Source organism: Halorubrum ezzemoulense DSM 17463 (genome assembly GCF_002114285.1).
Lineage (GTDB): Archaea > Halobacteriota > Halobacteria > Halobacteriales > Haloferacaceae > Halorubrum > Halorubrum ezzemoulense.
The window spans coordinates 1-26008 of sequence record NZ_NEDJ01000045.1; the positions used below are offsets into that span (position 1 = coordinate 1).

21 protein-coding genes and 4 pseudogenes are annotated in these 26008 nt (G+C 59.2%); 14 read left to right on the forward strand and 11 right to left on the reverse strand.

What is annotated here, in order from left to right:
- The first annotated feature begins 144 nt into the window (after positions 1 to 144).
- The 6 genes from B9H04_RS18750 (at position 145) to B9H04_RS12195 (ending at position 4971) form a co-directional block, all read left to right on the forward strand.
- Positions 145 to 300, forward strand: a complete 156-nt coding sequence (locus B9H04_RS18750) for a hypothetical protein (RefSeq protein WP_155120063.1) — start codon at positions 145 to 147, stop codon at positions 298 to 300.
- Complete coding sequence (locus B9H04_RS12175) at positions 297 to 620, forward strand: helix-turn-helix transcriptional regulator (RefSeq protein WP_080508702.1); 324 nt, start codon at positions 297 to 299, stop codon at positions 618 to 620. The genes B9H04_RS18750 and B9H04_RS12175 overlap by 4 nt, the downstream gene beginning before the upstream one ends.
- Positions 620 to 1090, forward strand: coding sequence for a hypothetical protein (locus B9H04_RS12180; RefSeq protein ID WP_049933265.1), 471 nt, complete (start codon positions 620 to 622; stop codon positions 1088 to 1090). Before B9H04_RS12175 ends, B9H04_RS12180 begins: the two co-directional genes overlap by 1 nt.
- 92 nt (positions 1091 to 1182) lie before the next feature.
- Positions 1183 to 4071 carry a helix-turn-helix transcriptional regulator gene (locus B9H04_RS12185; protein WP_049933264.1) on the forward strand — a complete coding sequence of 963 codons (2889 nt, stop codon included), beginning with the start codon at positions 1183 to 1185 and terminating at the stop codon, positions 4069 to 4071.
- Complete coding sequence (locus tag B9H04_RS12190) at positions 4068 to 4325, forward strand: hypothetical protein (protein ID WP_049933263.1); 258 nt, start codon at positions 4068 to 4070, stop codon at positions 4323 to 4325. The genes B9H04_RS12185 and B9H04_RS12190 overlap by 4 nt, the downstream gene beginning before the upstream one ends.
- Positions 4318 to 4971 (forward strand): restriction endonuclease, encoded by a 654-nt coding sequence (locus B9H04_RS12195; protein ID WP_049933262.1) that lies wholly within the window; start codon positions 4318 to 4320, stop codon positions 4969 to 4971. The genes B9H04_RS12190 and B9H04_RS12195 overlap by 8 nt, the downstream gene beginning before the upstream one ends.
- Before the next feature lie 136 nt (positions 4972 to 5107).
- Here B9H04_RS12195 and B9H04_RS12200 read toward each other — a convergent pair whose 3' ends face one another.
- A complete protein-coding gene (locus B9H04_RS12200) occupies positions 5108 to 6367 on the reverse strand; it encodes an RNA-guided endonuclease InsQ/TnpB family protein (protein WP_085682747.1) in 1260 nt (419 codons plus the stop codon).
- A 263-nt stretch (positions 6368 to 6630) separates the two neighbouring features.
- Between B9H04_RS12200 and B9H04_RS12205 the strand changes: the two genes are divergently transcribed.
- Together B9H04_RS12205 and B9H04_RS12210 are read left to right on the forward strand one after the other, a co-directional pair.
- Complete coding sequence (locus B9H04_RS12205) at positions 6631 to 6900, forward strand: AbrB/MazE/SpoVT family DNA-binding domain-containing protein (RefSeq protein ID WP_080508717.1); 270 nt, start codon at positions 6631 to 6633, stop codon at positions 6898 to 6900.
- Positions 6900 to 7301 (forward strand): type II toxin-antitoxin system VapC family toxin, encoded by a 402-nt coding sequence (locus B9H04_RS12210; RefSeq protein ID WP_049933317.1) that lies wholly within the window; start codon positions 6900 to 6902, stop codon positions 7299 to 7301. Before B9H04_RS12205 ends, B9H04_RS12210 begins: the two co-directional genes overlap by 1 nt.
- Positions 7302 to 7546: 245 nt before the next feature.
- Here B9H04_RS12210 and B9H04_RS12215 read toward each other — a convergent pair whose 3' ends face one another.
- The gene (locus tag B9H04_RS12215; protein ID WP_049933318.1) at positions 7547 to 7798 is read right to left on the reverse strand and encodes a hypothetical protein; all 252 of its coding nucleotides are present in this window, start codon (positions 7796 to 7798) and stop codon (positions 7547 to 7549) included.
- A 232-nt stretch (positions 7799 to 8030) separates the two neighbouring features.
- On the opposite strand from B9H04_RS12215, the gene B9H04_RS12220 reads away from it, so the two are divergent.
- A complete protein-coding gene (locus tag B9H04_RS12220; RefSeq protein ID WP_049933319.1) occupies positions 8031 to 8435 on the forward strand; it encodes a MarR family transcriptional regulator in 405 nt (134 codons plus the stop codon).
- A 749-nt stretch (positions 8436 to 9184) separates the two neighbouring features.
- Here B9H04_RS12220 and B9H04_RS18130 read toward each other — a convergent pair.
- On the reverse strand, positions 9185 to 11428 hold the full coding sequence (locus B9H04_RS18130) for a hypothetical protein (RefSeq protein ID WP_137708261.1): 2244 nt from the start codon (positions 11426 to 11428) through the stop codon (positions 9185 to 9187).
- On the reverse strand, positions 11425 to 13710 hold the full coding sequence (locus B9H04_RS12230) for a hypothetical protein (protein ID WP_139835082.1): 2286 nt from the start codon (positions 13708 to 13710) through the stop codon (positions 11425 to 11427). Before B9H04_RS12230 ends, B9H04_RS18130 begins: the two co-directional genes overlap by 4 nt.
- Before the next feature lie 835 nt (positions 13711 to 14545).
- On the opposite strand from B9H04_RS12230, the gene B9H04_RS12235 reads away from it, so the two are divergent.
- The 5 genes and pseudogenes from B9H04_RS12235 to B9H04_RS12250 all read left to right on the forward strand — a co-directional run bounded on the left by B9H04_RS12235 (position 14546) and on the right by B9H04_RS12250 (position 17967).
- Positions 14546 to 14914, forward strand: a complete 369-nt coding sequence (locus B9H04_RS12235; RefSeq protein ID WP_049933322.1) for a UPF0175 family protein — start codon at positions 14546 to 14548, stop codon at positions 14912 to 14914.
- A pseudogene (locus B9H04_RS12240) lies at positions 14911 to 15087 on the forward strand (twitching motility protein PilT); the annotation flags it as partial. The gene B9H04_RS12235 and the pseudogene B9H04_RS12240, both read left to right, overlap by 4 nt.
- 170 nt (positions 15088 to 15257) lie before the next feature.
- Positions 15258 to 15398 carry a DUF2080 family transposase-associated protein gene (locus B9H04_RS18135; protein WP_121600587.1) on the forward strand — a complete coding sequence of 47 codons (141 nt, stop codon included), beginning with the start codon at positions 15258 to 15260 and terminating at the stop codon, positions 15396 to 15398.
- Between the two features lie 9 nt (positions 15399 to 15407).
- Positions 15408 to 16649 carry an RNA-guided endonuclease InsQ/TnpB family protein gene (locus tag B9H04_RS12245; RefSeq protein WP_049933324.1) on the forward strand — a complete coding sequence of 414 codons (1242 nt, stop codon included), beginning with the start codon at positions 15408 to 15410 and terminating at the stop codon, positions 16647 to 16649.
- Positions 16650 to 17058: 409 nt separating this feature from the next.
- Positions 17059 to 17967, forward strand: coding sequence for a hypothetical protein (locus tag B9H04_RS12250; protein WP_049933325.1), 909 nt, complete (start codon positions 17059 to 17061; stop codon positions 17965 to 17967).
- Between the two features lie 15 nt (positions 17968 to 17982).
- Here the strand turns inward: B9H04_RS12250 and B9H04_RS12255 are convergent.
- From B9H04_RS12255 to B9H04_RS12290, 7 genes and pseudogenes are all read right to left on the reverse strand, one after another.
- A pseudogene (locus B9H04_RS12255) lies at positions 17983 to 18237 on the reverse strand (hypothetical protein); the annotation flags it as partial.
- A gap of 3314 nt (positions 18238 to 21551) precedes the next feature.
- Positions 21552 to 21809, reverse strand: a complete 258-nt coding sequence (locus tag B9H04_RS12265; protein WP_049933484.1) for a type II toxin-antitoxin system HicA family toxin — start codon at positions 21807 to 21809, stop codon at positions 21552 to 21554.
- A 2-nt stretch (positions 21810 to 21811) separates the two neighbouring features.
- The gene (locus B9H04_RS12270; protein ID WP_080508760.1) at positions 21812 to 22087 is read right to left on the reverse strand and encodes a type II toxin-antitoxin system HicB family antitoxin; all 276 of its coding nucleotides are present in this window, start codon (positions 22085 to 22087) and stop codon (positions 21812 to 21814) included.
- Between the two features lie 735 nt (positions 22088 to 22822).
- Positions 22823 to 23590, reverse strand: a complete 768-nt coding sequence (locus B9H04_RS12275; RefSeq protein ID WP_049933481.1) for a DUF7500 family protein — start codon at positions 23588 to 23590, stop codon at positions 22823 to 22825.
- Positions 23591 to 24163: 573 nt separating this feature from the next.
- Positions 24164 to 24913 (reverse strand): annotated as a pseudogene (locus tag B9H04_RS19620) (archaellin/type IV pilin N-terminal domain-containing protein); the annotation flags it as partial.
- 2 nt (positions 24914 to 24915) lie between these two features.
- On the reverse strand, positions 24916 to 25512 hold the full coding sequence (locus tag B9H04_RS12285; RefSeq protein WP_049933480.1) for an archaellin/type IV pilin N-terminal domain-containing protein: 597 nt from the start codon (positions 25510 to 25512) through the stop codon (positions 24916 to 24918).
- Positions 25513 to 25824: 312 nt separating this feature from the next.
- Positions 25825 to 26008: pseudogene (locus B9H04_RS12290) on the reverse strand (IS1595 family transposase); the annotation flags it as partial.

Below are 26008 nucleotides of genomic sequence, written 5' to 3' on the forward strand. Positions count from 1 at the left end.
AACTATAAGTTATTAGCTATACATAGTGTATCCACAGAGCCCGAGTGACGAACCCTTGGCTCGCGAGAAAGTGTAGAACCCCCGGCTGCGGTGTTGGAGCACCCAGCCGGGACGGGTTCTGTGCCGTATCACAGAACCATGCTAATGCTGGCAACTGTAGGGCTTAAGCCCTGCGAGACGACCGACGAATCGAGCAAGTACACCGACGGCACCTGCGCACTCTGTTCAGCGCCGGCTGAGGGCGTCGACGCCCAGCGCGGCGTTGCTGTCTGTCGCAACTGCGCGGAGGGCGACGCATGAACGAAGACACCGTCGTCAACGACCTTGCGAACTGTACCGCGTTCCAGCGCGACCTCTTGTGGGCGCTCTCACACGATGACACTCACAATGGACGCTCAGTAAAAACAGAACTCAACGACTACTACGGCGAGGATCTCGACCACGGCCGCCTCACCCAGACTCTTGATGCGCTCGTCGAGTCTGATCTTATCGCCAAGCGGACACATCATGAGCGGACCACCGAGTACCGCCTCACCGAACACGGTCGCCGCGCGCTGTCCGCCCGCCAAGCATGGCAAGCCGGCCATCGTGGTGACACTACTGAAGAGGGGCACAGCTGATGGCCGGCAACCATTCGCTGATTGGAGACACCCGCCGACTCGCACGCATCCCCCTCAACACGGAGTATCTCGCGTGTCAGGTTTGCGGACAGACCGTCCGTGAGGGCGACGATATCACCGCCTACGCCTACCGGGCGGCGGGCGAACCGACGTACGAGATCGGCTACATCATGTGCGAGGGCGATTGCCATACGCATCCGACCGTCTTCACGCGCGGCGTTCGCGAACACGTCGTCACCGGCCATATCGGAACGTGTGCGGACGCCCGTACCCAGTCGACAGCGTACGTCCTGCTCGACCCGACTGTCGTCGTCACGAGTCCGACGACGACGGCCGACCCACACGTCCATCCGGACGCTCCAACAGAACGCGAGCCCGAACAGACGAGACAGCGGGACCCGACGCCGCTCCTGATCGCGGTTCGGGAACGCGCTCGATCGGACGGCGGATATCCGGAGCGAGGCGAGTGATGTGGATCACCGGGATAGATCCGCGCCTCGGTAATGGGTTGCCGCCAGAGGCTCACCAGTATCGCCGGCGACAGACGGTACGGTGATCGCTGGTGACGACACGCCACCCAGCGGCCCCTGAGCGCGGGGTGCGACTCATCGCCAGCGACTCGAACGCCTCCGCTGCCGGGATCGTCTGTACAGCGGTCTCCCCGCGGCTGACCGAGTGGATACCGGAGCTGCTCACGAAGCTCCGTCCACGGAGTCAGCGAACCGTCCGCCGCCACGCCACCACCGAGAACCCGTTTCGAGCCAGCGCAGCGATCCTCTCGACGACACTTCCGAAGTGGAACACCACAACGGACACGTGGAGTGACGACACCGCCGAGGCGGTCAGCTACACGCGCGCCATCGCGACGCTTGCGCTCACGTACGCCGACGAAGACCCAGACACTTTCTCTGCGTACCACCGGCGACGGTACGTCGACCTCACCGACACGGTCGAGTCCGTCGGGACGGGACGCGGGGCGGTCAACGGTGACCTTGGCGCGCTCGCGAAAGGACCAGTCGCACTCCACCGCGAACTCGACGATCACCCACAGACGCTCACACTATTCCTCGACGGAGAGACGTGGACGGACCTCACAGACCGACGGACTGGCGTCCGAGCGCTCGCGGCGATCGCCGTGCTCGCCGACGGGTTCGACGTGCGCGTCGTCGCGTCGCCGGCGCTCCAGCGTGAGCTGACTCGTCGGTACCCAGCGTGGAGCGAGATCCACCTCGGTCTTACTGGCGACCGGGATCGGTCCCACCGAAACCACCGCCGCACTCCAAGCCAACCAGCGCCCACGGACGACACCCACCCCGCGTGGGCAGCGCTTAACGGGCTCGCAACCACCCCGGGGAAACGGCGTCTCCTCGGGAATCTCGACACCGAACAAGAGCGGAGCTACCGCGATCTCGAACAGGATCACGCGATCGATATCGAGGCGGGAACCGTCAGCCGGTACGTGCTCGATCTCGAAGATCGTGGCCTCGTCACGGTCGACCGTCGCGGACAGCACAACACGGTCTCACTCTCCGAGCTTGGCGACACGGCCGTCAGCCAGTGTCTCGACGCCAACGACGAACTCATCCATCCGAACCAGCGCCAGCTAGATGGCCGTCTTACTGACACCCCTCACGACGCTACAAGTACAGTGTCTCCCCGCCGGGAGGGCCAGCCGGGAACCACCCCGACCGGGATTGATGAATGGATCGCAGCGACGGGTGACCCGGATGGCGACGCCGACTACGTCCAGTGGCTGACCGGCCCCGAGGAATCCCCCGAGACGCAGTCGGTTCACCGGCGCTTCACCGTTCCAGCCCACGAGACGGGCATCACGCTCGTCGACGATCAGCCAGCCCCGTTCGACGACGGTCGGGTCACCTATCTCAGCCACCACGCCGAGACGGCACTCGTGGTCAGCCAGTGGGGTGGCCCCCTGGTCACGTTGGGACGTCTCGCGGCTGCCTTACTCAGCGACAAAGCCCTGAGCAAGATCCTCACCCCCTCACGGGTCGGTCGCGACTTCACCGCGATCCACGACGGCGCCACCGGCCGCGATCCGGGGCGAACGCTTCGTCGCGGCCATCAAGTCGGGTGGTTCAGCGAGGACGAAACGACCTACACGGCGTGGCGACAGCGCGTCGAAACGGTTCGTGACACGCAGCTTGCCCGGCTCGCGGCGCTTACGGACAGCGACGACACGGCCGCTCGGAGCGAGCTCTTCGAAGCCCTCCACGGGCTCGTCGCGTCGGCGACCCACCTGTACCACGCGGCGGGTATCGATCTCACCGCTACGATCAGACTCCCGGATACCGACGCAGTTGCGCGGAACCCCACCCGACTCGAGAATCTCTGTGAGTTTCTCAGCAAGACTGTTCCCAAACAGTCTGTCTACGGGATCCATTCAGGGTATCGGATGCTGTTCGAAGAGCGCCCCGCAAAGCTGTGCCGGCGGCTCCCCTACGACGTCGACCCCAACGCCCAACTCGATCTCACGATGTCGTGGGTGCTTGCGGGCCCGACAATCACCGCACTTCACGACGAGATCACCACGACCCTCGAACAGGAACTCACGACGGTTCGTGAGGCAATTGCTGAGGGCACTGAAGACGCACCCACCCTCGCGATCCCCGTTCGAGACGCGACGACCTACCCCGCCATCCGGCGGGTGATCGACGACGTTGCAATGACCCACGATGTACAGTGGACACCCCGCGAGCGCCAGCGGCTCGTGCGGCTCTGTCTCCGCTCGTTTGGCCCGGCGGACACCCACGGTGCGTGTCCGTACGATGTCGTGGTGAGCCTTCAGCGAGCGCTGAACGAGTTACCCAACCCAACCCCTGCCGCGGTCGAACGCGCGGCGGCCACGCTCCCACCCGAGCGCTTTCGGCCGGATCTCACCCCGACGGCGACGAAGCTGTACGCCGCCCTACTGCGGGCCGACACGCAGCTCGGCCGCAGCGAGCTCCTCGACCGCGCAGACATCTCCGCGAGCAGCTATGATCGCCGACTCAGTGACGTTCGCGAACTCGATCGCGTTCGTCCCGTCCAGATAGATGGCCATCGCCGGTGGACGACCACAGCGACGCGCACCGCGCGAACGCCACCCGTGACGGCGTGGCTCCCACCAAACAGGGGCACGACAACGCCGCTGGTGACGCATCGCGGCCCGCTTCCACCAACCGGGCAACAGCACCCGATCGAGACCAAGCGGGAATGCCACCACCCCCCACCCACGCTGCGTATCACCACCCCAAACGGGGCCACCCCACACACCACGTATCCGATGAATCTGCGCCACGAATGCCCACAGTCGCACCGCACCGACAAGTACCCACCAGACAGCCGAGACACCCACGCCAACGAGACAATGGCAGCCACAGCCTCCCCGACGACAGCAGTCGCAACGCCACACCAACAGCCACAGCGCTCGCCCACGAGGACCAACCAATGAGTGACCAATCACTCGATCTGGAGACCGTCATCAGATACAACCGCCCGACAGCGACAGATGGGTCCATCCAGGTTAGCACCGACCGCACCGAAGTCACCGAGGGCTCGCGTGTCCTCCTCGGCTTCGGTGATGATCACGAAGTCACCTACGCCGTGCTCACGCCGAGCGAAGCCCAAACAGTCGCGACCGCACTCGAACAAGCAGCCGAGCGCGCAGCCGCCGCAGACACCCTTGAGGATCCAACCAATGAGTAACAACACCCTCGATCTCACGGCGGACATCGACACGGTCGGCACGCCCGACAGCGAAGACCCAGATCACGATCCAACCAACGGCCGGTGGCTCGAAACCCAGGTGGCCGACGCACTCGATCGGTGGGGGTACACCACGGCCCGCAACGAGTACTGTTTCGGGCTCGAAACCGACGTGATCGCCCGCCGAGACAGACTGCGTGGGGAGCCGACCGACTTCCTCGTCGTCGAGTGTAAAGACTGGCACCAAGCGCCGGTCCAGCGGGACGCTGTCGAAGCCGTCGCGCTCCGGGCCGCTCTCGCGCGAGCACTGCCCGTACTCGCCGTCGCCCGCCGCGTCACGGCGAGCGCATGGCAGTTAGCACAACACCTCGACGTGCGGATCATGACCGAACAGGATCTATTCAAGGACCGGCTCCCGCCGCTCACCGAACGCCGGCCGCCGGGTGGCACGCTCCACGCACGGCGGGAACCGCGCATCCAAAACATGCGTGACCGACTACCGCTGCTCGTTCACCGTCGAAGCGGGCTGGATATTGAGGCGCCCGTTTTCAACGGGCCAAGTCACGGTCCGTGTTACGTGCCAGATCGAACGGGCAACGACGACTACGTCAGCGCTCGCGACACTGACTACGACTTCGGCTACTGAACGAGTGCTGGGGGGATCTCACCCGCACAAGACTGCGGAGGTCCCACCTGCGTTTTATGTCTTGACCTCCTCCCGCGCCTGAAGACGCGGGAATCCCACCACGGGATTTCAGGCCGAGCGAAGCGGCCTGTTGGTTTCAAGACGCATACGTTCCAAGCGTCGTCTGCTGGGTTTCAGCATCGGCTTGGCTGTCTTGTGGCCCGGTCAAAGAGGCCCCATCCGTAGCCGAGTCATCGGCACCAGCCTTCTGACCGGAAGCCCAGTCGCTTTGGCGGTGACTCTCTCCACTACGGTAGCGGTCTGCAATGTTTATCGCCCCGTTCACGTCGGCTTGATACTCACCGACCCAACAGCCGCCGTTCGAGCATCTAAACGTCGCCTGTCGTGGCCGGTAGCCGTGTTCACCGCAGGCGTGACACGCCTTCGACGTGTTCCGGGGATTCACCGTCTCGACGGGAATCCCCTTCTCGGCGGCTTTGTAGCGAATCTGTGCGTGGAGCTTCGCAAAGCCCCACCCGTGCAACCGCCGATTCATGTACTCGCCATAGTCCATGTTCTCGCGGATGTACCTCAGGTCTTCCAGCACTAACACTGGGTTCTCGACGGACTCGGCGTACTCCACGACCTCGCGGGTCACACGGTGGAACACATCGTCAATCTGGTTCCACAGTGCGTCACCGAACGAGTCTGCGATTCGCTCACTTCCACGCTTCTGAAGCCGTCTTGTGGCGGTGAAGTAGGTTTTGCGGAGCCGACGAACGGATTTGCCGTCGTCGGCCCACAGGCGGGGGCGAACCGGAGAACCAGAGCCGTCGCGGTGACACACCGTGACGAGACTCGCTTCACCGATGTCCACACCAATCGGCGTCCGCTTGTCGGCGGACGCCTCAGATTTGTCCTCCACGTCGCGGGTTGCGGTGACGTGGAGGTACCACGTTCCATCCCGCTCGAACAGCCGACTTTTACCCATCTCGGCGTCGCCTGCGTTTAACGCTTCAAGCCAATCCCGCTGGTCGGGATTGGCGCGTGCTGGTATCCAGAGGTGGTAATCCTCGTGGTGCGGGACTTTGGCGTACCACTCGATAGCGTTCTGTGGCTGGTGGTCGAGTTGTAGGCCCTCGTTTGTGAACCGCACTGGGTGGTCGTCGTGGATCTCGTTGGCGTCGTAACTGTTCCCACAGAGTTGTGGGACGTACTTCTTGAGGGCATTTTTCGCGTAGCCGCTCAGGTCGTACTCGACAACCACATCGTTGGTTGCTGACTGCGTGTCACAACCAGTGTCAAAGGCAGCCTGAAGCGCCCGTTGATAGGCGTCGCGTGTCTCACGAAGTTTCTGTCGCTTATGGAGGTTCGGGTCCACAAGCTTCAGTTCGAGGGTTTTCGTGAGTTCGCCCATCGTCACCGTACGAAGATTTTGGTTGTGGCAGATATATATCCCAGCCATCCGGAGTGGAAGTGAATCCGTGGGAAATCCGGCACTACAATAGAACAGTGGGTTGTCACACTATGATGTCCGCTCGACCCCCGCCTGTTCGTTCCTCGGTTCCGACACTCTGTCGGAACACTCGTCACTCACGGCAAGGCGGGGGTATGCGCTCGTATCTCTATCAGAGCGACTGGGAAAAGCTTCAAGGTAGTACATCGAATAGTAATACTATAATGAGTACAACTGACGAAGGCCGAATCGTGAACCTGAGTCAGAAAGGCCAAGCGACGATTCCCAAAGAGCTCCGGGAGAAGCATGGAATCGAACCGGGAAGCAGGGTTCGCATTCACGAAAACGAGCAAGGAGAGATTGTCGTTGAACCCCTCCCCAGCCTCCAAGACTTCCGTGGAGCCGCAACCACGGCAGAGTGCGGAACGGCCATCCTTCGTGAGGAGCGGAAGGCCGACAAGGAGCGAAGTCAACGCCTCGAGCGAGACAATTAATGGATCACGTCGTATTCGACGCGGAACCGCTGATTGCCTACTACTGGGACGAGCCTGGGAGTGATGCCGTCGAAGCGATTATTGACCGCGTGGAAGGCGGCCAGCTGAAGGGGTCAGTGAACACGGTGACGTGTACCGAAGTGCGGTACGTCTGCGGACGAGACGACCCACAGACAGCGCAAGCATACGTAACTCGGATTCGAAACTGGTGCGATATCGTTACCGCCGAAGACGTCTGGGAATCAGCCGCCGATTACAAGCGCGACTACAACGTCGCACTCGGAGACGCCTTTACGCTAGCCACAGCAGCGATGGAAGAGGCGACAGCCTACACAGGTGCTGACGACGATTTCGACGACGTGGACGTGACCGTGAAGCGATTTCGCGAAGACGGTGTCTGAGCGGCTCAAGTCCCTGATCCACACCAATGGCCGAGACGACTAGCACCCACGCTACAGTACGATGGGCCTCGAGGATGACGAGGCGGTTCACAAAGCGCGTTGTCGAATTAGGAACTCCTTCCCTCAAGGAACGAACGGCCTCACCCGTGAGCGACTAGGAGGGTAGTTCACTCGTGGAGAACTGACAGTGTACCTCCTCGGTACTCGGGCTACCCGTCGGTGAGGTTCATGTGCGTTCGAGGCGTCTATTCGCGCTCCGTATCCGGGCGATCGATACCGTCTTCGAGATCAGCGAGATCGCGTTCGAGTCGATCGATGTGCGTTTCGAGGTCGTCGACGCTCATCAGGGCGAGACGAAGGAACGCCGCGTCCCGCTCTGGCATCAACGGAAGTTGACTCTCCGATGTTGGCAGGTCGTCTGACTGTCGTGCGCGTTTGCGGACCAGTTCTTCGCGAGCACCGCGCAGTTCTCGACGGAGGAGTTCGGCGTCGTTCATGGAAAGACACACACCGGCGAACAGCCCGCTACGGCCCTGGAAGGGCGGTCGCACGGACCGTCTCACCAAGTGCGTGGCTTTCCGACCAACGCTCGAGCGTTCATGCTAACTTGACTCGAGGGGCATAATAAATGCTTTCTGTCAACTAACGGAACTCGAAATCGAAGAGTCGCACATAGGACACAAGTTGAGAAACTACTATATACTACACGCTACTACAGGCTGGTACAGTATGCCCGTCTACCTCGAAAACCACGACCCAGAACTCGATCTTCGACCGGGCACCACGAAGTCAAACATCGTCGCACACCTGTACCGAAACCCCGAATGGGGATTCTCTCCGAAAGATCTCGATGAGGACCTCGGCATTCCGCGAGGGACAGCCACAACAACGCTTGCTCGGCTCTATGACGAGGAATACGTGGGTAAAACCGAAGATGGGTATTACCATGCGCTTCCCGAGCGTGATGACCTCCACCGGTACGTCAGAAATCTGGATCAGGTGAATCGACTGTTTGGGCACCACCGAGACACGGACGACCCCGACCCCGAAGCGATGACGCCGGCAGAAGAGCCGGACGACGCAGACTTGGAGGCCGAACTCGCCGAACTCGAAGCAGACCTCCAAGATGAGTAGGCACCCGTCTGGAACGGTCTGTTGGGTTCGCGATCCGACGGACGCACACGCAGACCGCCCGGCTGTCATTTTAGCGCACGACACGCATCTGTTCGGCGCAACCGACTGTACAGGCGGTCAAGGCGACTGCCCCGGGGCTTGACCACGAGGTGTGTTCACTGATCAGCTGGGATGTCTCTCTTGACATTCTCCTCCGCGTAAACGCGGAGGAATCCTGAGCGTTGGAGATTTCAGGTTTGCAGTTCCACCGAACCCCAGCACGGTGAGAATCCGTACGGGGTTCACGGACTGTGGCGGGTGGGACTGCTGGGAGTGCCAAGCCCCCGGTACTCCTATCCTCCATCGTGTTCGGACTCCCAGAGTTGTTTGTGCCTCGGGGAGTCCGGCAGATGTCGACGGACTTAGAGTTACTTTCTGTGGTGCGTACGGCAGTCGGGCACTGCATCGGTTCATTGTAGGAACCGACCGTTCACCCGACTGGTTCCGATTACTGTCTCATTGCTTGGGGCGGACAGGCCGCCATCGTAGGACTGATCGGAATCGCTCTATTTCCGGTCTGATTCCTGTCTGTATGTAGGGTTGCCTGTCACTTTAAGCCACGGATTGTCAAATCTCCGATCGGCTATCACTACGTGGACAGGCTCAGAATTGTCGGATTCATCCTGCGGCTGAAGCCGCAGGTATTCTCCTTGATACTCTATAATAATGCTAGAATCCCTCGAACTACACGCCTCCCCGGTAGCAGCCAGTCACTCCTCAAGGCCGAGTTCGGACAACACAGTTGAGTGACCAACAAAAGACATGTCCGGCGAGGTCACATCGTGGGGCCACCGCCACGTCCGGTTTTTGATCAGATCAAGGGCATTATTGTCACGAGATTTACGCTCAGCGAACTGCCAGAGCGCCCGGCCAGACTCACGCATACCGGGGGCTTTGCGTGACGTCTGCGGTTTGTAGATCCGCTCGTTCATCGGCTTGATAAAGTCGGGCTTTTCAATCTCGGTGTAGTCGACAGCGACAGTGTATCGGTCAACAAATGTTTCGTAGGCATTCTTGTACCGTTCACGTTTGCCAGCCGCGTCGCTTTGATTCCAATTAGCAGGGTACTCATTTGGATCAAGCCGCTCGAGTTGGTCGCCGTTACGATACCGAAGGCTACTCCGGGCTAAGTACGCAAGTTGCGTTGGGACAAACGGTCCATGAACATTGGTCCGGTCGGCAGCACTCGGATCCGATTCGCAGAGGAGCTCTTCAAACTCCCATGTTGCGACGCTCTCGTCAACGGACCCAGCGGCAAGCACCTCCCCATCCGGTGTCTCAAGCCGGAGTTCCGGCTCGATCTGTGACGGCGAACGTGCTTTGATATCAGTATCGTCCTCGTCTTCGGCTTCCGGTGGCTCCTGATACCGAAGATACCACTGGGATGACTCGACATCCGGTGGCAACACCGGTTTACTCCCGTCAGTAAGCGTCAGCTCGTCCGACATCGTGTACAGCTGCGCGCCATTATGAACGTCGGTGTCGGTGACGGGCTCTCGAAGCATTTTGGCGATCGATTGCGCTATGGGTTTCTTTTTGACAACAAAAATTACGTCCATATCATAATGCGCGGCGCGTGCTGCGTTTGTCAATACATTTGCTGGTTGATCGGTGCCTTTGTGTTCGACTTCAACGAAGTACTCGATCTCGTCTTTTTGTATCCAGATATCAGGCACAGACTCGGTTGCCTCAGTATCGAGTTGCTTGACCGTCCAGCCAGCGTCCGCAAAGTAGTCCACAACCCAGTCCTCGTTGAGCTGATGTTCCGCTGATCCCTGGGTCATTAGTCTGACCGACTGCTCGTCGTCGTACTGGGTGACGTTTTCGGGCGAAGCGCCCTCCGGATCCGCTGTCTCGCCCGCAGTTGTTGGTACGACGACGGGATTCGTGATCAGCTTGGGTGGATCGATGTAGCCGACGTTCTCCCACGGAGAGTACTCGATCGAGTCAGACACGAGCGCAACGAACGCTCGCACTGTTCGCTTATCAACTGGGATCTTCGTGTAGTAGTTGGCATACTGATAGAGGTTCTCGAGTTCTTTGTCGGTGTCGTGATACCCGGCGTACAGGTCGTGACAATCTTTGCGCCCGGCAAGCACACGTCGTGCTGCACGGATGATTTCGACATCATGTTTGTGCCGTGAGACGGCCTCGTAGCGATCGCCGGAGGTGTCGATATCGAAATACCGTGTTGCGTCGAGATCAAAGTTTGAGCGAATCCGATTCGTTTGGTCGTCATAGTACGTGCTAAGATCGACTCGCTCACCAGTATCGAGATGTTTGGCGAAATCGTGTTCGGTGGCAAGTCCGTAGTTGGGCCGATAAACGGCAAGCCGCTGTGAGAGTTCGAAATCAGATTGTTTTCCGCCCCGCGAAATAATTGTCTGTAGCAGATAAGGAACATCTTGGTCGTTGAGATCGCTGATGAGCTCAACGACACCGTGTGGATTCCGCTGTGCTAGCGGGAGCAGATCGGGACTTTCCCGAACCGCAAGCCGACACGTCGGCCGAATGGTTCCTTCAAGCGGTGACAGATCGACAGCACACCGGTCGTAGCCGTACCCATACGGCTTGACAAGCTGCTCTTTACACGCCGATTCAAGCGCCCCAGTCGCCGCGCTCGCTTCGTCGTGAGTCACCGATGTTGGAGTGCCAAATTGGCCAACCTGCGTCTGATTGGGGTCATCAAGATCATCGTCTTCGTCTGGTTGGGCTTGGACCGTCGAATCAATCGGGTGAAGCACCCATTCTTGATGCGGTGCTGCCGGCCATGACAACAACTCAAGCCGCCGGAGTTTGGTGTTTGAAAACGCCGATCGGATCACCGACGCAAGGGGATGACTCTGCGCCGGTGGCGTCCCATCGTCGCGTTCCGGTGGCCGCAACCGGAGACAGCCGACGCGGGGCCACTGTGAGTAAATCTTTACATCGTCCGTGTCAGTTGGGTCTGTCATTTGTAGTCAGGGGCAACCGCAAGGCTCTCTGCAAGCGATGCTGTCGGCGTCCCGGCCGCCGTCGCGTCAGCAAACGGGGCGGCCGGCCGGTCCGCTGTCGTGTCCGGGTAGATCCACCCACGTTGGGTGAGCGTCACCGTCTCAGGCTCCATGAGCGCTGATTCGGTGTGAGTCGGCCCTGTCGTCCGGCGTGAGAGGTCTGTCACCAACCGTTTCAGCTCCATGTGTGACACCACGGTGGCCGACTGTGGGCACAACAAGCGGCGGCACGCAGTGGCGATCGTCGACGCTGTCAGCGTTGTTTCGGCCTGACACGTGTACGTGGTGACGAACGCTTCGAGAGCCGTTTCGAGTGACTCTTCGTGTCTCCCGAACCGCCGGCGTGGATCGACTACTGACGGGCCAGCTGGGCCAACTGAGAGACACGTCGCGCGTGGACTCCACCAGCGCCGGGCGGGGACCGCCGGGAGCTGGATCGACCGGTACTCGTCAGCGAGCGCAGCTGGCGTGTCGTACTGATCGCGAGCCACGCCATCGGTCGTCCGCACAACCGGCGGCGACTCTGGGGCGACCCATCGCAGCGGGGTGGAGGGATCATCGGACGGCACTGTCGGTCGAAGCGGATCTCCCCAGACAGTTCCACTGGCGAGACACGCATCGGCAGCGTACAACCGAACTGTTCCATTTGGGTCGATCGTCCACTGAAGCGGCGTCTCGCGAGGCACAACAGCAACGTGTCCCGACGTGATCCAGTGGCGGGCCGTCCGTGGATACAGGATCGTTTCCGTGTCGGCTGCCCCAACAAACGGTTCTCGTAAGATTGCGGCCGCCCGTTCGGCGGCGGCCTGCGTCTCGGTGACGACCGTTATCGCGTGGGTGTCGACACCATGCGAGGCGGCCGCAATAAGTTCGCCCGGCGGGACAGACCCATCGTCATCAACCACAAGAATACTCGCGTCGCCGTCTGGCGGGCGCCGCACAGCGGTGGCCCACGGCGTATCAACACCAGACGTCGCAGTCATCGACAGTGAGTCGCCGTACTCACGAAGACACTTGATCGCCCGCCGTGTCACGGCCGGCGCTGCCGGCCCTACCGCTCCGGATCCCGACGACGGCAGCGGCCAGTCAGCGACCGTCGCCGACGCCGGGGTCCAAAAGTTGGACGACGACTGGTCCCCACCCGGAACCCGTGGGTTATGCCCAGCCGTTTCATCGGTCCCAGGAGCCGATCGAAGCAGCGCGAGCGACTCAAGGATCGGGGGCCGGCGATCGAAGTCGTGTTGGGTCTCCCACGCCGGTGTGTCATACCCCCAGACGAGCCCCAGCATGCTCGTCAGTGACGCAGCTTCAACTTCGAGTGTCGGTGAATACGCGAGGGTGTCGTACTGTTGGGCAAGCGACTGTGGATCCCCAAGCGTCCCGAGCAATCGCTGATACTCCAGCTGTTGGGTACAAAGATCAACCAACGTGCCCGCAGCCGCACCAGTCCTAGGCTGGCGGTGAAGCGTCGGCTGGCACGGTGACTGGCTGCGTAGCGTGCTGGGTTCCCACTTAGCCTCGGTCAACAGCTCCCACGTCGACGTGATCGCGTCGGCGTCGTACTGCGCGGCAAGCGACGGCCCAGTGTTTTGCGTACTGTGGCGTGCGAGGTCGCGCCGCTGGAGCGTGCGTGCCTGCGGGGTGACATGGCCAACCTGTTGTTCGACGTGGTAGGTACCCGACCCAGCCGGCGCAACAATCGTGCGCGCGACGTGGGGGACCGACTGCTCGATGAGCTCGTCGAGATACGTCGCCAGATGGCTCTGTGATCCGGCTCGATCGACTGTGATCGGTGTCTCCGAATCGGTCACCAACCGGGTCGTGAGTGTCTGCGTCCGGCCGAGCGGCGTCGGATCGCAGGTGACGATTTCGACACCGATCCGATCAATGAGTTGGTCTGCGAGCCACGCCCCAAACCGCACGGTAAGCGTATCGACATCCTGAACGCTGGCAGAAGTCGTCTCAATCTCTGGGTCCGAGGGAATCGGGAGTGCCGACCCGCGACGGCTGTCTGGAGCTGGACACGCCCGCAGGAGATACTCCTCGTGAGCGATTCCCCGGTAACACAGGATATCGATAGCCCGAAGATTCGGCGGGGCAGCGCTGACGATCGTCCCGATTGCCTGTGCCAACATGCCCCCCATCGAATCGGCAATCCGCGCAGCTGGATCGGTGACGCCGGGCGGAATCAGTCGGACCCACTGGGCGTCGGTCTCGGCAGGTGTCTGTGATACGCTCAGCACTGTTCACCTGTCGCCAACTGAGCGCGCTGCCTGGTCGCTGCTGGCCACGGGACCTGTCGGGTGCCGGAACTCGCTCGGGGCTGTCCTGGTGGCCACCGGCGTCGCGACGCCTGTCGCTCCCGAGCGTCGCCCGGACGTCGTCGACGCGATCGACGAGCGCGTTCGGGACGTGTCCAGGCCCCCCACGGCGGTGACCCGGTGCGCCGCCGTCGAGCCACTTGCCGTATCAGGGTGCGACAGCCAGCGTGTCGCCACGCCGCAGGTGACCGCGCTCTCTGGCTCGCTCTCGTTGTCGTTCGGGCTGGCGGCGTCTCCTGTACACCGTCGCGTCGAACGGACGCCTGAGGGCACACCTGTGACAGTCGGGATCCGTCCGGCGGCTGGTAGCGAGCCCGACGGTACTGCTCGTCGACAGGAACGGGTACCCGCTCGCTCCCGAGCGTGGATCCGGCCGCCCACCGGCACCACACCGGCACCACAACTCGTCGTCGTCGCAACATATCGTGTAATCAGGCGATCTTCAATACCACAGTATAAACGGCCGGTTGAGAATATTGATTGTGATAATACCCAGGCAACTCTGGGTTGGTGTGTCGGTGATAGAGACCCAATTACGGTGACGGTTACTACGAGTCCAAATCGACAGCAGGCGCCGAGTTATGATGACCACAATCCGACTGATAATAAGAATAAGTAGTGTAGAATTAGGGGGGCTGGTGAGAGAGAGGTTCAGGACGGAGCCGCACGATAACAGAAGTTGAGACTGGCCTTCTCAATGCATATGGGATTCTGGCTAGTTCATAAATAGTATGAAGACGTAGTCTGGCATAGAACGATGGCACGAATCACCGGCTCCTATCCAGACGACCTTGACCTCCTCATCGAGGGTGCTGTTGAGGCTGGTGTGTTTGGTGGCAAGAGCGATGCATTGCGAGAGTTCGTGCGTGAATACTTCGAGGACCACGAGAACGAACGTATTGCAGCTGCGGTGGCCCTCTACGAACGTGAGCGGATCACGCTCGGTGATGCCGCGAGACTCGCTGCTGTCGACCGGTGGTCGATGCGTGACATCCTCCGTGAGCACGGCGTTGAACTCCGCCTCGGGCTCATTGACGAAGACGACGCGGCCTACGAGGTAGCGGCAGCAAGTGAACTCGAATTTGATGAGGAGGTTTCGGATGACGAGGAGTCACGTGCGAAATGACAAGCGGCGATATTCCAGCGAACCCGAGCGTCCTGAACACGACTGTCCTCTCAAATTTCGCCTACATCGACCAGCTGTGGGTAGTTGCTAACCTCTCTGGAATCTGTACGGTCCCAGTTATTCGCGAGGAGCTCGAGCACGGTGTTGATGACCACCCATATCTCCAGTTAGCTGAATACAGGCGGTAAGCCCCTTCCTCAAGGAGCAACGCAGGCCGGAGGCCGAGTAGCGCAGTAGGGAGGGGATACACCGCCGTCATCGCCTCACATACACTGCTCTGTATCACTACTCCATGCCCCACGTACCGACACACTTACGTTGAAACAATGTATAAATACAGGTGATGGATAGACACGAAATCGAAGGCCACGAAGTCATCGAAGGCGAGGTGAAAGCCACCGGAAACGGCGCACACGTTCTCGTTCCGAAACAGTGGCGTGGCGCAGACGTGAAAATCGTCCGAACGTCTGATCCCGACGAATAGCTACTCCCAATGTACTACGCCTATAGGTTCCGACTCAATCCCACGCCCGAACAGCGTGAGCAACTGGATTACCACCGTGACACCTGTAGGCAACTCTACAACCACGCACTCAACAAATTTGAGCAAATCCCAGACTCGGCGGGGACACTCAACCAACGAGTGCGGCAGGTTCGGGATCAACTCACCGACCTCAAAGAGTGGTGGGAGGAACTGAACGATCTGTACTCGACAGTCGCACAGGCGGCTGTCATGCGAATTGAGGACAGCATCAAAGCTCTCTCCGAACTGAAAGAGCGGGGCTACAACGTCGGTAGTCTCAACTGGAAAGCCCCACAGGACTTCCGTAGTTTCACTTACGTACAGTCTGGTTTCGAGTTCGATAGTAAGAACGGCCAGCCTGTACTGTCACTGTCGAAACTCGCGGATATTCCAATCGTGAACCACCGAGTGATCCCCGACGACGTGACGATCAAAGAAGTCACGATCAAGAAAGAGCCGACAGGTGAGTGGTTCGCCTCATTCGCTGTCGACGGCAAACAGACACCGGAGAAACCAACCGGCCCCGAGCGATGTGTTGGGATCGACGTTGGGATACTCAAATACGCCCACGATACCGATGGCACTGCTGTCGGGTCACTTGACTTGTCCGACGAACGCGAACAGTTGGAACGCGCCCAGCGCGACCTCTCACGGAAAGAACATGGGTCGAACAACTGGGAGAAACAACGGAAAGTCGTTGCCCAACGCCATGCCGATCTAAAACGGAAGCGACGTGATTTCTTGCACAAGCTGTCGAACTACTACGCCACCGAGTACGACTTGGTGGCCGTCGAGAGCTTGGACGCGAAAGGGTTGGTTGAACTACCGGGCAACTCTCGAAACCGGGCGTCGGCGGCGTGGGGGACGTTCAAGCGGATGCTCGAATACAAATGCGACCGTGAAGGCACGCACTTTGTAGAGGTCGATCCGAAAGACACGACCCAAGAGTGTGCGTCCTGTGGCGTGAAAACCGAGAAACCGCTGTGGGTTCGTGAACACTCTTGTCCTTCCTGCGGGTTTGAAGCGGATCGGGACGCGAATGCGGCGTGGAATATTCTTTCTCGTGGTCTTGAAGAAGTAGGAGTGGTTCACTCCGAATCAACGCCTGTGGAGACTGCGCTCCCTGCGGATACATCCGTGTCTGCAAAGCGCGTCGTGGAAGCAGGAAGCCCCACCCTCAAGGAGCGAACGGCGTCAGCCGTGAGCGAGTAGGGTGGGGTAGTTCACTGTGACCATGAACACGTCTTTTACGGAGAATCAAGGAGAAAGCCTCGCGCTTCAGCGCGGGGATGAATCCGACAATTCTCTACAGCAGCCACGAACTTCTGGCTGGGTGTTTTAACTGAGTGGTCGTCGTATTAATAATCATCCGAGGCGGTCCACCCGCCCACTTAATCGGACAATATTGGGATTCCCGACCACACACACAGAAAGTACCCCTTTCTGTTGTAGTGTTCGGGTACAGTACGAAGTACCTCTGAATCCCATGCCGGGATAGGAGTAACGGCTGATTGGCACAGCCAGTAGCCGTCATCGGGACAGCTACAAACCGTAAACACCCCAACCCAGCGGTGCGGGGCCGTGGGAATCTTCACCCTTCAGGGCGGAGAGAATGTCAACAATGAGTGAAGCCGACAGACGGCTGTCCGAAGAGAGCGAACAACGGTTTCTTGATCTGTACGCCCACCTCTTGATGTATGTCAACGATCGATTCGATGTCATCGAAGAGATCGAAACGGTCGCTGACCTCGAACAGCACTACACTGACGAGCTTCTCCCGCTCCGAAACACGCTGTACAACGAGTCAACGACGGACCTGATAGAGGACTTCGTTGACCAGAACCCTGCTGACCTGTCGGAGGCTGATCTCGAGCAGGTCGCAGCATGGACTGACTTCATCACCGGAGAGTTTGTCGTCGTCCGCTATCGCGAAGACGACGCGATCTTCCTCGATTGGACAGAACCGCCGAAGGCATATGCAGTCCGCCCGGCTCGGCTGCCGTTCGTCGAAGTGTGGGATGAATCTGCACTTCCAGTCCCGGTTTCGAGTGTCGTCCTGTTGCCATTCGAGGATCAGATCGTCTACGATGGGTGGATCGGGGTCAAGAACATCATATTCGGGGGCTCGCTCAGCACTGACATCGACGACGAGTACGAAGAGGCCAAACATCGCTTCGGCATCATCGACTCGTTTCCAGTTCCCGAGGAAGCCGAAAAGACGGACGCCGAGGAGTTGCGCTTCTACATGAAGAACAAGCGCAACCGAGAGCGATACGCGTCGGAGATCGAGCAGTTGCGGGAGAAAACCGACGAACTGGAGCAGATTTACCATCAGGAGATGGGGAAGGCTCGAGCCCGCAGCTTGGGTCGCGAACTGCGCGAGTTGGGACTCAACAAAGCCTATGTAGCAATCTACGACGATCGAATCATCACCAGTGCTCCCTCCGAATCCGAGGTTCGCGAGCTACTCGAAGAAATCATGCCCGCTGGGAAGGCTGACCACCCCTACATCTACCACTTCGATCCCTGAACGAGAGTCCACAGCCTACGACTGAAGTTGCGTGACAGTCGACGCGATTTCGCTTTTGATCGGTACGCCGGAGAACTCGAACACGCTGTCTCCGACACCGAAGGCGTAACTCTGGTAGGAGACGTCGGCGTGAATCCAGCATTCGACATCGCTGTCCGTTGCCTCATACTCGGCTTCACCTGTATTCTCTCCGTGCTTCAGCACGTTGAGCAGGTACTCTTCGATACGTGGCGCATTCGCGATCCGCAAGAGATGGTCGGCAGCGACGTTGTGTGAACTACCCTACCCTACCCTACTCACTCGCCGCTGACGCGGCTCGTTCGTTGAGGGTAGGGCTTCCTGCTTCCACGACGCGCTTTGCAGAAACCGTGGTGGTTCCCGTAGATCAAGGTGAGCGTTCGATATGAACCCACCGTGGCCCCAGAGTACTTTTTGTCTGAACCCACCGAGAGCCCAGAGTAATTCTAATGTGAACCCACCGAGAGCCCAGAGTACTTTTTGTCTGAGCCCACCGAGAGCCCAGAGTAATGCTCGTGTGAGCCCACCGAGAGCCCAGAGTAATTCTAATGTGAACCCACCGAGAGCCCAGAGTAATTCTAATGTGAACCCACCGAGAGCCCAGAGTAATTCTAATGTGAACCCACCGAGAGCCCAGAGTAATTCTAATGTGAACCCACCGAGAGCCCAGAGTAATTCTAATGTGAACCCACCGAGAGCCCAGAGTAATTCTAATGTGAACCCACCGAGAGCCCAGAGTAATTCTAATGTGAACCCACCGAGAGCCCAGAGTAATTCTAATGTGAACCCACCGTGGCCCCAAGTGTCCCCAGGCCGATCCGGGACGTGAGACCAGCCTCCCACCACACGCACCACGACGTCGCCTCCGCTCTTGGCATGGCGCCCTTCCGGGCGGCGTCGCTGTCGACGTCGTCGGGACGCTTCGTACACCGCCACAGCACCGTGCGATCGATCCGTCACCACTACAGCAACACCGACTGTCCCACGCCGCGCAGTTCCCTCACGACCGTGGTGTTCCCCACGGCGATCATAACGCAAGACGCCGTCGTTCCCCACCACGATCACAACGCAAGACGCCGTCGTTCCCCACCACGATCACAACGCAAGACGCCGTTGCCCCCACGACGATCACAACGCAAGACGCCGTCGTTCCCCACCACGATCACAACGCAAGACGCCGTCGTTCCCCACGTCGACATCACGCTCAGCACAACGCCACTGGTCGCCACACCCGTGCTCGCACGACTGAACGACCGCACACACCACACTGAGACACCGCCGTGACCACTGCGACGCACCGAGACGCACGACTCGCCAGCAGCCATCGCTCCCTGAACGGGACCACAGTCCATCCCCCGTTAGGAGAGGGGACGCCATACAGCCACGGCGCACTCGCTCAACACTGTGTCCCAGTTCACCACCCGGTTAGCTGTCGCGTCGATCCATGCCGCCGACTGGAGAAATCCCTGCGGACTCCCCGCGTGATCCGTGTGACCAGATCATGACCCACCCGACCACCGCGTTGTCACTGCGTGCGCGCCCCAGTAGGGACCCCCTCGTTCCCGACGCCAACGACGATCGCGACACACCGCAGCCACGACGACAACACCGTCGTTTGGGGAGGCTCCCGACACGACGCCACGCACCGCACACCCGTCTTACCCACCCTCGATCCAGTCGTACCCACCGGCTCGCACCGTCACTCGGGACGGCTGACTCGTGGCTGTCCACCGGCGATGCTACCGATACCACATGTCGCGACCCGCAAGCGACCGACACTCGCGCAGTGAACACACCCCCAGTCCCTGCTCGCGCCGTCCGCGTGACCCATGTCTGTGAGCGCCAGTTGGACACGGCATTCACCGGTGGTGTCTCGGTTGCGTTCACCATGTAGCACCAGCAGCGCCGCCTGACAGCGGCTCCTGACAAGTCCGGCGCAGTGACAGGCGGCATACATCGCATGCCCTGTGGCGGACTCTCAAGTTGGGTTCCTGTCAGCGCTACCCCCCGTTCGAGTGCTTGCTGGCCTACAGTTGACCGGGTGATAGCTTGGACAGGCCTCGCCAATCCAGTTCTTGTGAGTAGCCGCTTCCGGACGCAGACGTGTCCAGTGTGTGAGACAGACGCCGCCGTGTCCGGGCTCATGGCTCCGTTTGTCCGTACGCACCCCCGCCCGTTCTCGACAGCAGGACCAGCCGCTGGCGACAGATTGCCCCCCGTTCCCTACCGTAGGACCAACCGTATCCTGATGGAAGATCAGTTGTTCCCGACTGTAGGATCAGTCGTTTCCCACCGCAGGACTCACCGTTTCCCAATACAAGACTCACCGTTCTCCATCGCAGGACTCAGCGTTTTCCGCCACAGGACTCATTGGTTCCCACCGCAGAACTCAGCGTTTTCCGCCACAGGACATTCCGTTTCCCACCGCAGAACTCATTGGTTCCCACCGCAAGACCCTCCGTCCCCCCAACGCAGGACAAACGATCCCCCAACGCAGGACAAACGATCCCCCAACGCAGGACAAACGATCTCCCAACGCAAAACATCCTGTTTCCTACCGCAGGACAAACGATCCCCCAACGCAAGACATCCTGTTTCCTACCGCAGGACATCCCGTTCCTGAAAGAACAACGTCTCGTTTTCCAACACAGACCCCGTCATTGCCTCCCGTAGGAGACCCGCCTGCTCCGTTATTTCGTCCCGTAGGAGACCCGCCTGCTCCGTTATTTCGTCCCGTAGGAGACCCGCCTGCTCCGTTATTTCGTCCCGTAGGAGACCCGCTTGCTCCGTTTTTCCTCCCGTAGGAGACCCGCCTGCTCAATGAAGGAGTCTCATGTCTTCGCGACAGACCACCAGTTGCTACTCGGGACTGTCCGTCTACTCCCAGGCAATCGCCCTGCTTCCCGCCCTGGTATCGTCTGTTGGCTGCTACCGAATCGGAGGTCTCCTGAAAGGCGTGTATGATATAACGATATTACAGCCGTCTCATCAGCACTGTGGCGGGCCGCATCACTGCCGGCCCGGGGCTTCCAGTGTGCGTGGCCTTGGTGGGCTGACGACAAGGGGTGGGTTGCTGCTGAGCAGATCAGACCGGACCCATCCACGTGGGTTCGTCCTTGGTGTGGCTGCCCATATTGAGGCCGCGTCGAGTGGTTTCCCAGGTCTCGGTGCTCTGGTCGCTTGCCGATCTGTGTAGTGCATTGGATCGGGTGTCCGCCCCGGTCAGTGGTCGCTTGGGCCCCGGTGGATGGCACCGCCCTATGTTATTCACATGCTCTGTCGGATCCTCTGGGTAGCTCTTTTTTATTTTTATTATCAGTCGGTTTCCCAACAGAGTAACCCCGCTACGTCTTGCGATTATACTGCTTATTGTCCGTAATTTAGAACTTCAGCTAAGCGGTCTAAGTATAATCGTGTCGGTAATCGGGTGTGATGGCAACGCTACCGTATTTTTGTGAATTATTCTATTTAAATTTGAATGAGGGGCTCCGTTGAAATCCTCAGAAAGTGATACGTTCTACTCCGGTTCCGGTCAATACAGGTGACTCAGAAACCTATATCGGTCGTCACCGATTCTCGTCGATCCACTCGCAGAACGCTTCGAAATTCTCCGCACCGGCGTCGTCAGCAATATCATGGAGCGTTCCGATGCTGATTGAGTCGTGGGCCGGAACAATCACGGTACGCGTATCCGTGTTCTCATGGCTTTCTGGTGGGTCCCATCGAAGAATCAGGTGATCCCCTGTGGTACGGACGTGCTGAAATCCACCAACGTTCGTCAGCACTTTGTACACGTCTTCACCGGAAAAATCCCGCGTCACCATTGCTACTGTAAGACATCGGGGATCTCATCGCTCTGTGATTGAGCGACTTCAGGATCAACACCGAGGTCACGTATCTCCTCATCGGTTGGAGGCCGCCCGCCATCACCTTCTACCGCCTCAATGACGGCATCAAGATTGTCAAGTGCTACGTCCCGGCTTTTACCTTGAGCAGTCACGCCGACACGGAGATCACGAGCCGTCCACTGGCCATCTGGGTTCTTCACTAAGCGGATTTCCCGTTCAGGAGGGTCCGAATTCCCAGAATCAGCTCGTGCCATACCTGTCAGTACTTCACCGAGACGCAAAACGCTTCGGGAGACCTACCGTCTCACACAGACCATTGATGCTCGATACGCACTCTTTGTCGACCGGCTGTTTCAGCCGATAATATATCTGAATAATAGGATTTCAGCAGAGCCGAATGAGAATTTGGATTGCGGTACGTCAAGTGAACGCCTGTGGGCTCAGCCATCGAGATCTGATCCCGTCTAGTAGTTGGTGAACGCACCCCGGGGTCAAGCCCCGGGGCAGTCGCCTCGACCGCCTGTACAAAAGTAGTTTGTACCCCCCGAGCGGGGTGGAGGGTATGATTGAGAGATTCCCTCCGGTGAACAAATGTCAGACAGCAACACAGCAACGGTCGACAGCGCTTCACAAACTGAATGTACAGCTCCACAAAGTACTGCGACTCCAACACAGCCAATGACGTCGTCAACTCGGTGTGAACAAGTTCTCGAGTTTACTGACCACGCAGGAACCCGCCATCGAGTGCGGTTCATTCCACAGTCGAATGACCACTGGCAGCGTGTCGAAGAGACCTGGAATGGCCAGACGTGGGTCCATGTGAGTCAAGAAACCGTCAGCGACCTCAACCAGTGGATGCGGCCCGTTCAAAAACCGAGGTGATTCGGGCGTTGTAAGCCTTCTACAACAGTATCTGCGCTCTGTAGTTAACCAACGCTCGCGTTGAATTGGTGGTGTGAACCAGTTCTGAAAACCGACCCCAGCGGGGTTTACTCAATCTGGAAGCCGCCTTCCTCTTCGGCGGCGCGCACGAGGTCGCCGATACTATCGCTCGCCGTGAGCCCCTGGTTTGCGGCGAACCGCTTGATCACCACCGGCGGCAGGTTGACTGTCGTTTCGGAAGCGGCGAGCAGCAACCCGATCGCCTCCGGCGTCGGCGAGTTCGGCCCCGCATTGGAGGCGAACCACGAGATCAGCGTGTCGAATGTCGCCGTCACGTCGTTCGACACGGTCCGCTGGCGGGTGGTGTCGCCGTTCGCGTGGAGCGTCGCATCGATACCGTAGTCGAAGCCGTCGCCGTCGAAGGAGGTCGCCAGCCACCGGCTCACCGCCTGCCGGTCGACCGCGTCCGCGCCGGACGGTGCCTGCTGCTCGCCCGGACTTGACCCGGCACGTCCCCGCCTGCCGGGCTGTCCCCGCTTGCTGGCTCGGTCCTGTCCGCTTGTCTGTCGCTGGTCGCGGTCCTCGACGCCGGGCCCGGCGGCGCTCGTTCGCGGGTCGTTACCAGCGAGTCGGCGGTCGTCGGGGGTTGCGGGTTCCACGGCGGTGAACTCGCCCGAGTCGGCAGGAGGAGCCGCGTCGTCCGGCGGCGGCCGGCGGTCGTCCTGCGAGCGCCCGACGTTGGGGCGGCCGTTCGTCCCGACGACGTACCGCCCTTCATCGATCTCGACGACATTCTCGTCATCGGTGAAGTCGAGTTCCTCGGGGTCGGCGGGCGGCGCGTCGGGGTCGGCGGCCGGTGCGTCGCGGTCGCTCATAGTAAAGCTGTGAACGCGCGAGAAAATAGGTGTTCCGGGCGGATCGGTTCCGCCGAAAGTGGTTAGCAGATGATTCGAGAGTCGTTAGAGCCGGACAGCTTCTTTGTTGTTGTTGAACAGGTCTGGGGCACGCAATTCAGATGAAGTCGTCGCACCGGCAGGTGAGACGATATCGAGCGAAGCAGTATCAGCCTGTCCGAACTTATCGTTCGGGTTATCAGTGTTCTGTAGTGCACCAACTGCCGGGTTCAGGATAATCTGATACTGTTGGTTCGACTCATCGATGACAGGGTTCTGGTGGAATGAACCATCCTCACGAACGGCAAATTGATCAGCATTGAGTTGGCTAGCGTCACCGATAGCAGTACGTACGGGTGTAACCGTTGCTGTGTCAAGTGAACTACTAGAACCATCAAATAGTTCCACCTGGAGACTGCCGGCAGTCAAATCAAATCCTTGGCCAGAAAAGTCAATAGTGTTTTTCTGGCCAGTAGTAATGCTCTGTGTGAAACTGTTACCAGTAGCATCAGTCAGAGTGACCTCTGTGCCAGTCCCGCTACCAACCTTGAACTCAATCGTCGTCGCTGATTGACTTATCTCTGACGGAGTGACAAGGCTATCGGACGTTGTCGCGGCACTGATATCAGTATCAACCGCATTAGGGCCTGGGAGGGTTAGAACCGTGTCGCTCTGGCCATTTTGGACGGTGCCACCACCGTCAGTCAATTCCACTGTGAGATCACCGGCAGTCAAATCAAGTCCTTGATTAGAGAAGTCGATCGTGTTTACCTGACCACCAGTAACGGCCTGTTCGTACGTATTACTACCAGTCCCGTCAGTCAAAAGAATGCTTGATGCACCACCAGTAAGTGTTCCAACGTTCACTTTAATTGTCGTCGTTGATTCACTTATTTCCGACGGAGAAATAATTTCATTTTGTCCAGGCGAACCACTAACATCAGTATCAGGACCTGGAGCGAAAACTAGATTTTCTTGGCCACCAGGTCCGACAGCCTGGATCGTGGATTCACCGAGGTCAATTTGATCAGCACCTGGTGCACCAGTAACGGTAAGACGGATCTCATCAAGCTCTTCAGTATTTGTACTAGAGACAATACCGACTTCGCTCGCTACGTCGATCCGTTCAGAGACGAGGTCCGTACTCTCCTGTCCCGTTGCTTCTGCTTGCGTCTGGAGGAACCCGGCCGTGTTGATCAGCACACCGGCGGCGATCGCCGCCACCAGTACCATCGCGATGAACACGATGAGCGTTCCGATACCAACTTGACCGCGCTTCTCGGCATTAGTGATAGTTTCAAACATGTTCACAGCCTCACTGAATTATCAACGACAGTGCTCGGAATCCGAATCTCCGTAGTGGTTGTCGCCCCGGACGGTGTGGTGAAAGTGAACGTCAACGTATCACCCTCCTCAAGCGTGTAGCCGAGATTCTCTGACACACCGGTAATGTCGTTGTTGTTGGTGAGCGCAATCGAGACTTCTGCTCGATCACTAGTGTCAGTCATTACGTTGTTCGGACCACCAGTGAAAATGTTGATATCGACCTCATCACTACTCAGTTGGAAGGTTTCTTGCCCATCCTCTCCAATTAGCTCAGCGGACACTTCATCAAGATCGATATTATCAGCACCCGGTGATTGTGCGAGCACAAACTGTAGGTGGTCCACAGTACCGGAGGACGTGTCGCTGAGATATCCAGATTGACTCACGACCTGAAGCCGGTCGGAAACCTGACTTGTACTCTCTTCGCCCGTTGCTTCTGCCTGCGTCTGGAGGAACCCGGCCGTGTTGATCAGGACGCCGGCGGCGATCGCCGCCACCAACACCATCGCGATGAACACGATGAGGGTCCCGATCCCCACTTGACCGCGCTCTTCCTCGTCCAGTATGGTTTCGAACATTGTGTGTTGCGTCGGCCCCCGGCCTGCCCGGCGGGCGTTATCGATAGCGAAGTGGATTTCCTACTTAAGACCACGTCCCCGGTTATCCGAGTTGATAAACACGTCACGTCGTGCGATTTTCGGGTTATTTTGAGTAGTTTAGTTACAGAATATATCAACGACTTCGGCGAGAGAGTATCAGATCTGGATCTGCGGCACAGCAGCGGTACCGACCGGTCTCCGTCACGAATCCGATGTGTGAACGAGCGGCGACCGCGTCGGGCGAGACGTGACAAGCGAGAAGGAGAGACGCTCTTCGGTAGACTGGCGGAACTAGCGGAATACATTGACAGGGATACAGTCCACGAGACTGTGGATCGGTGCCCCAGGAAGGTTCAGTGACCGGAGGAAGCCGTAGGTCCGAGCGGCCTGTTCCAAGCCCTGCTTGGACAGGCCGCGGAACTTCGCCAACCACGGTTGGAGCAGTGACCAGAGACACTCTACCTGGTTCGTGTGG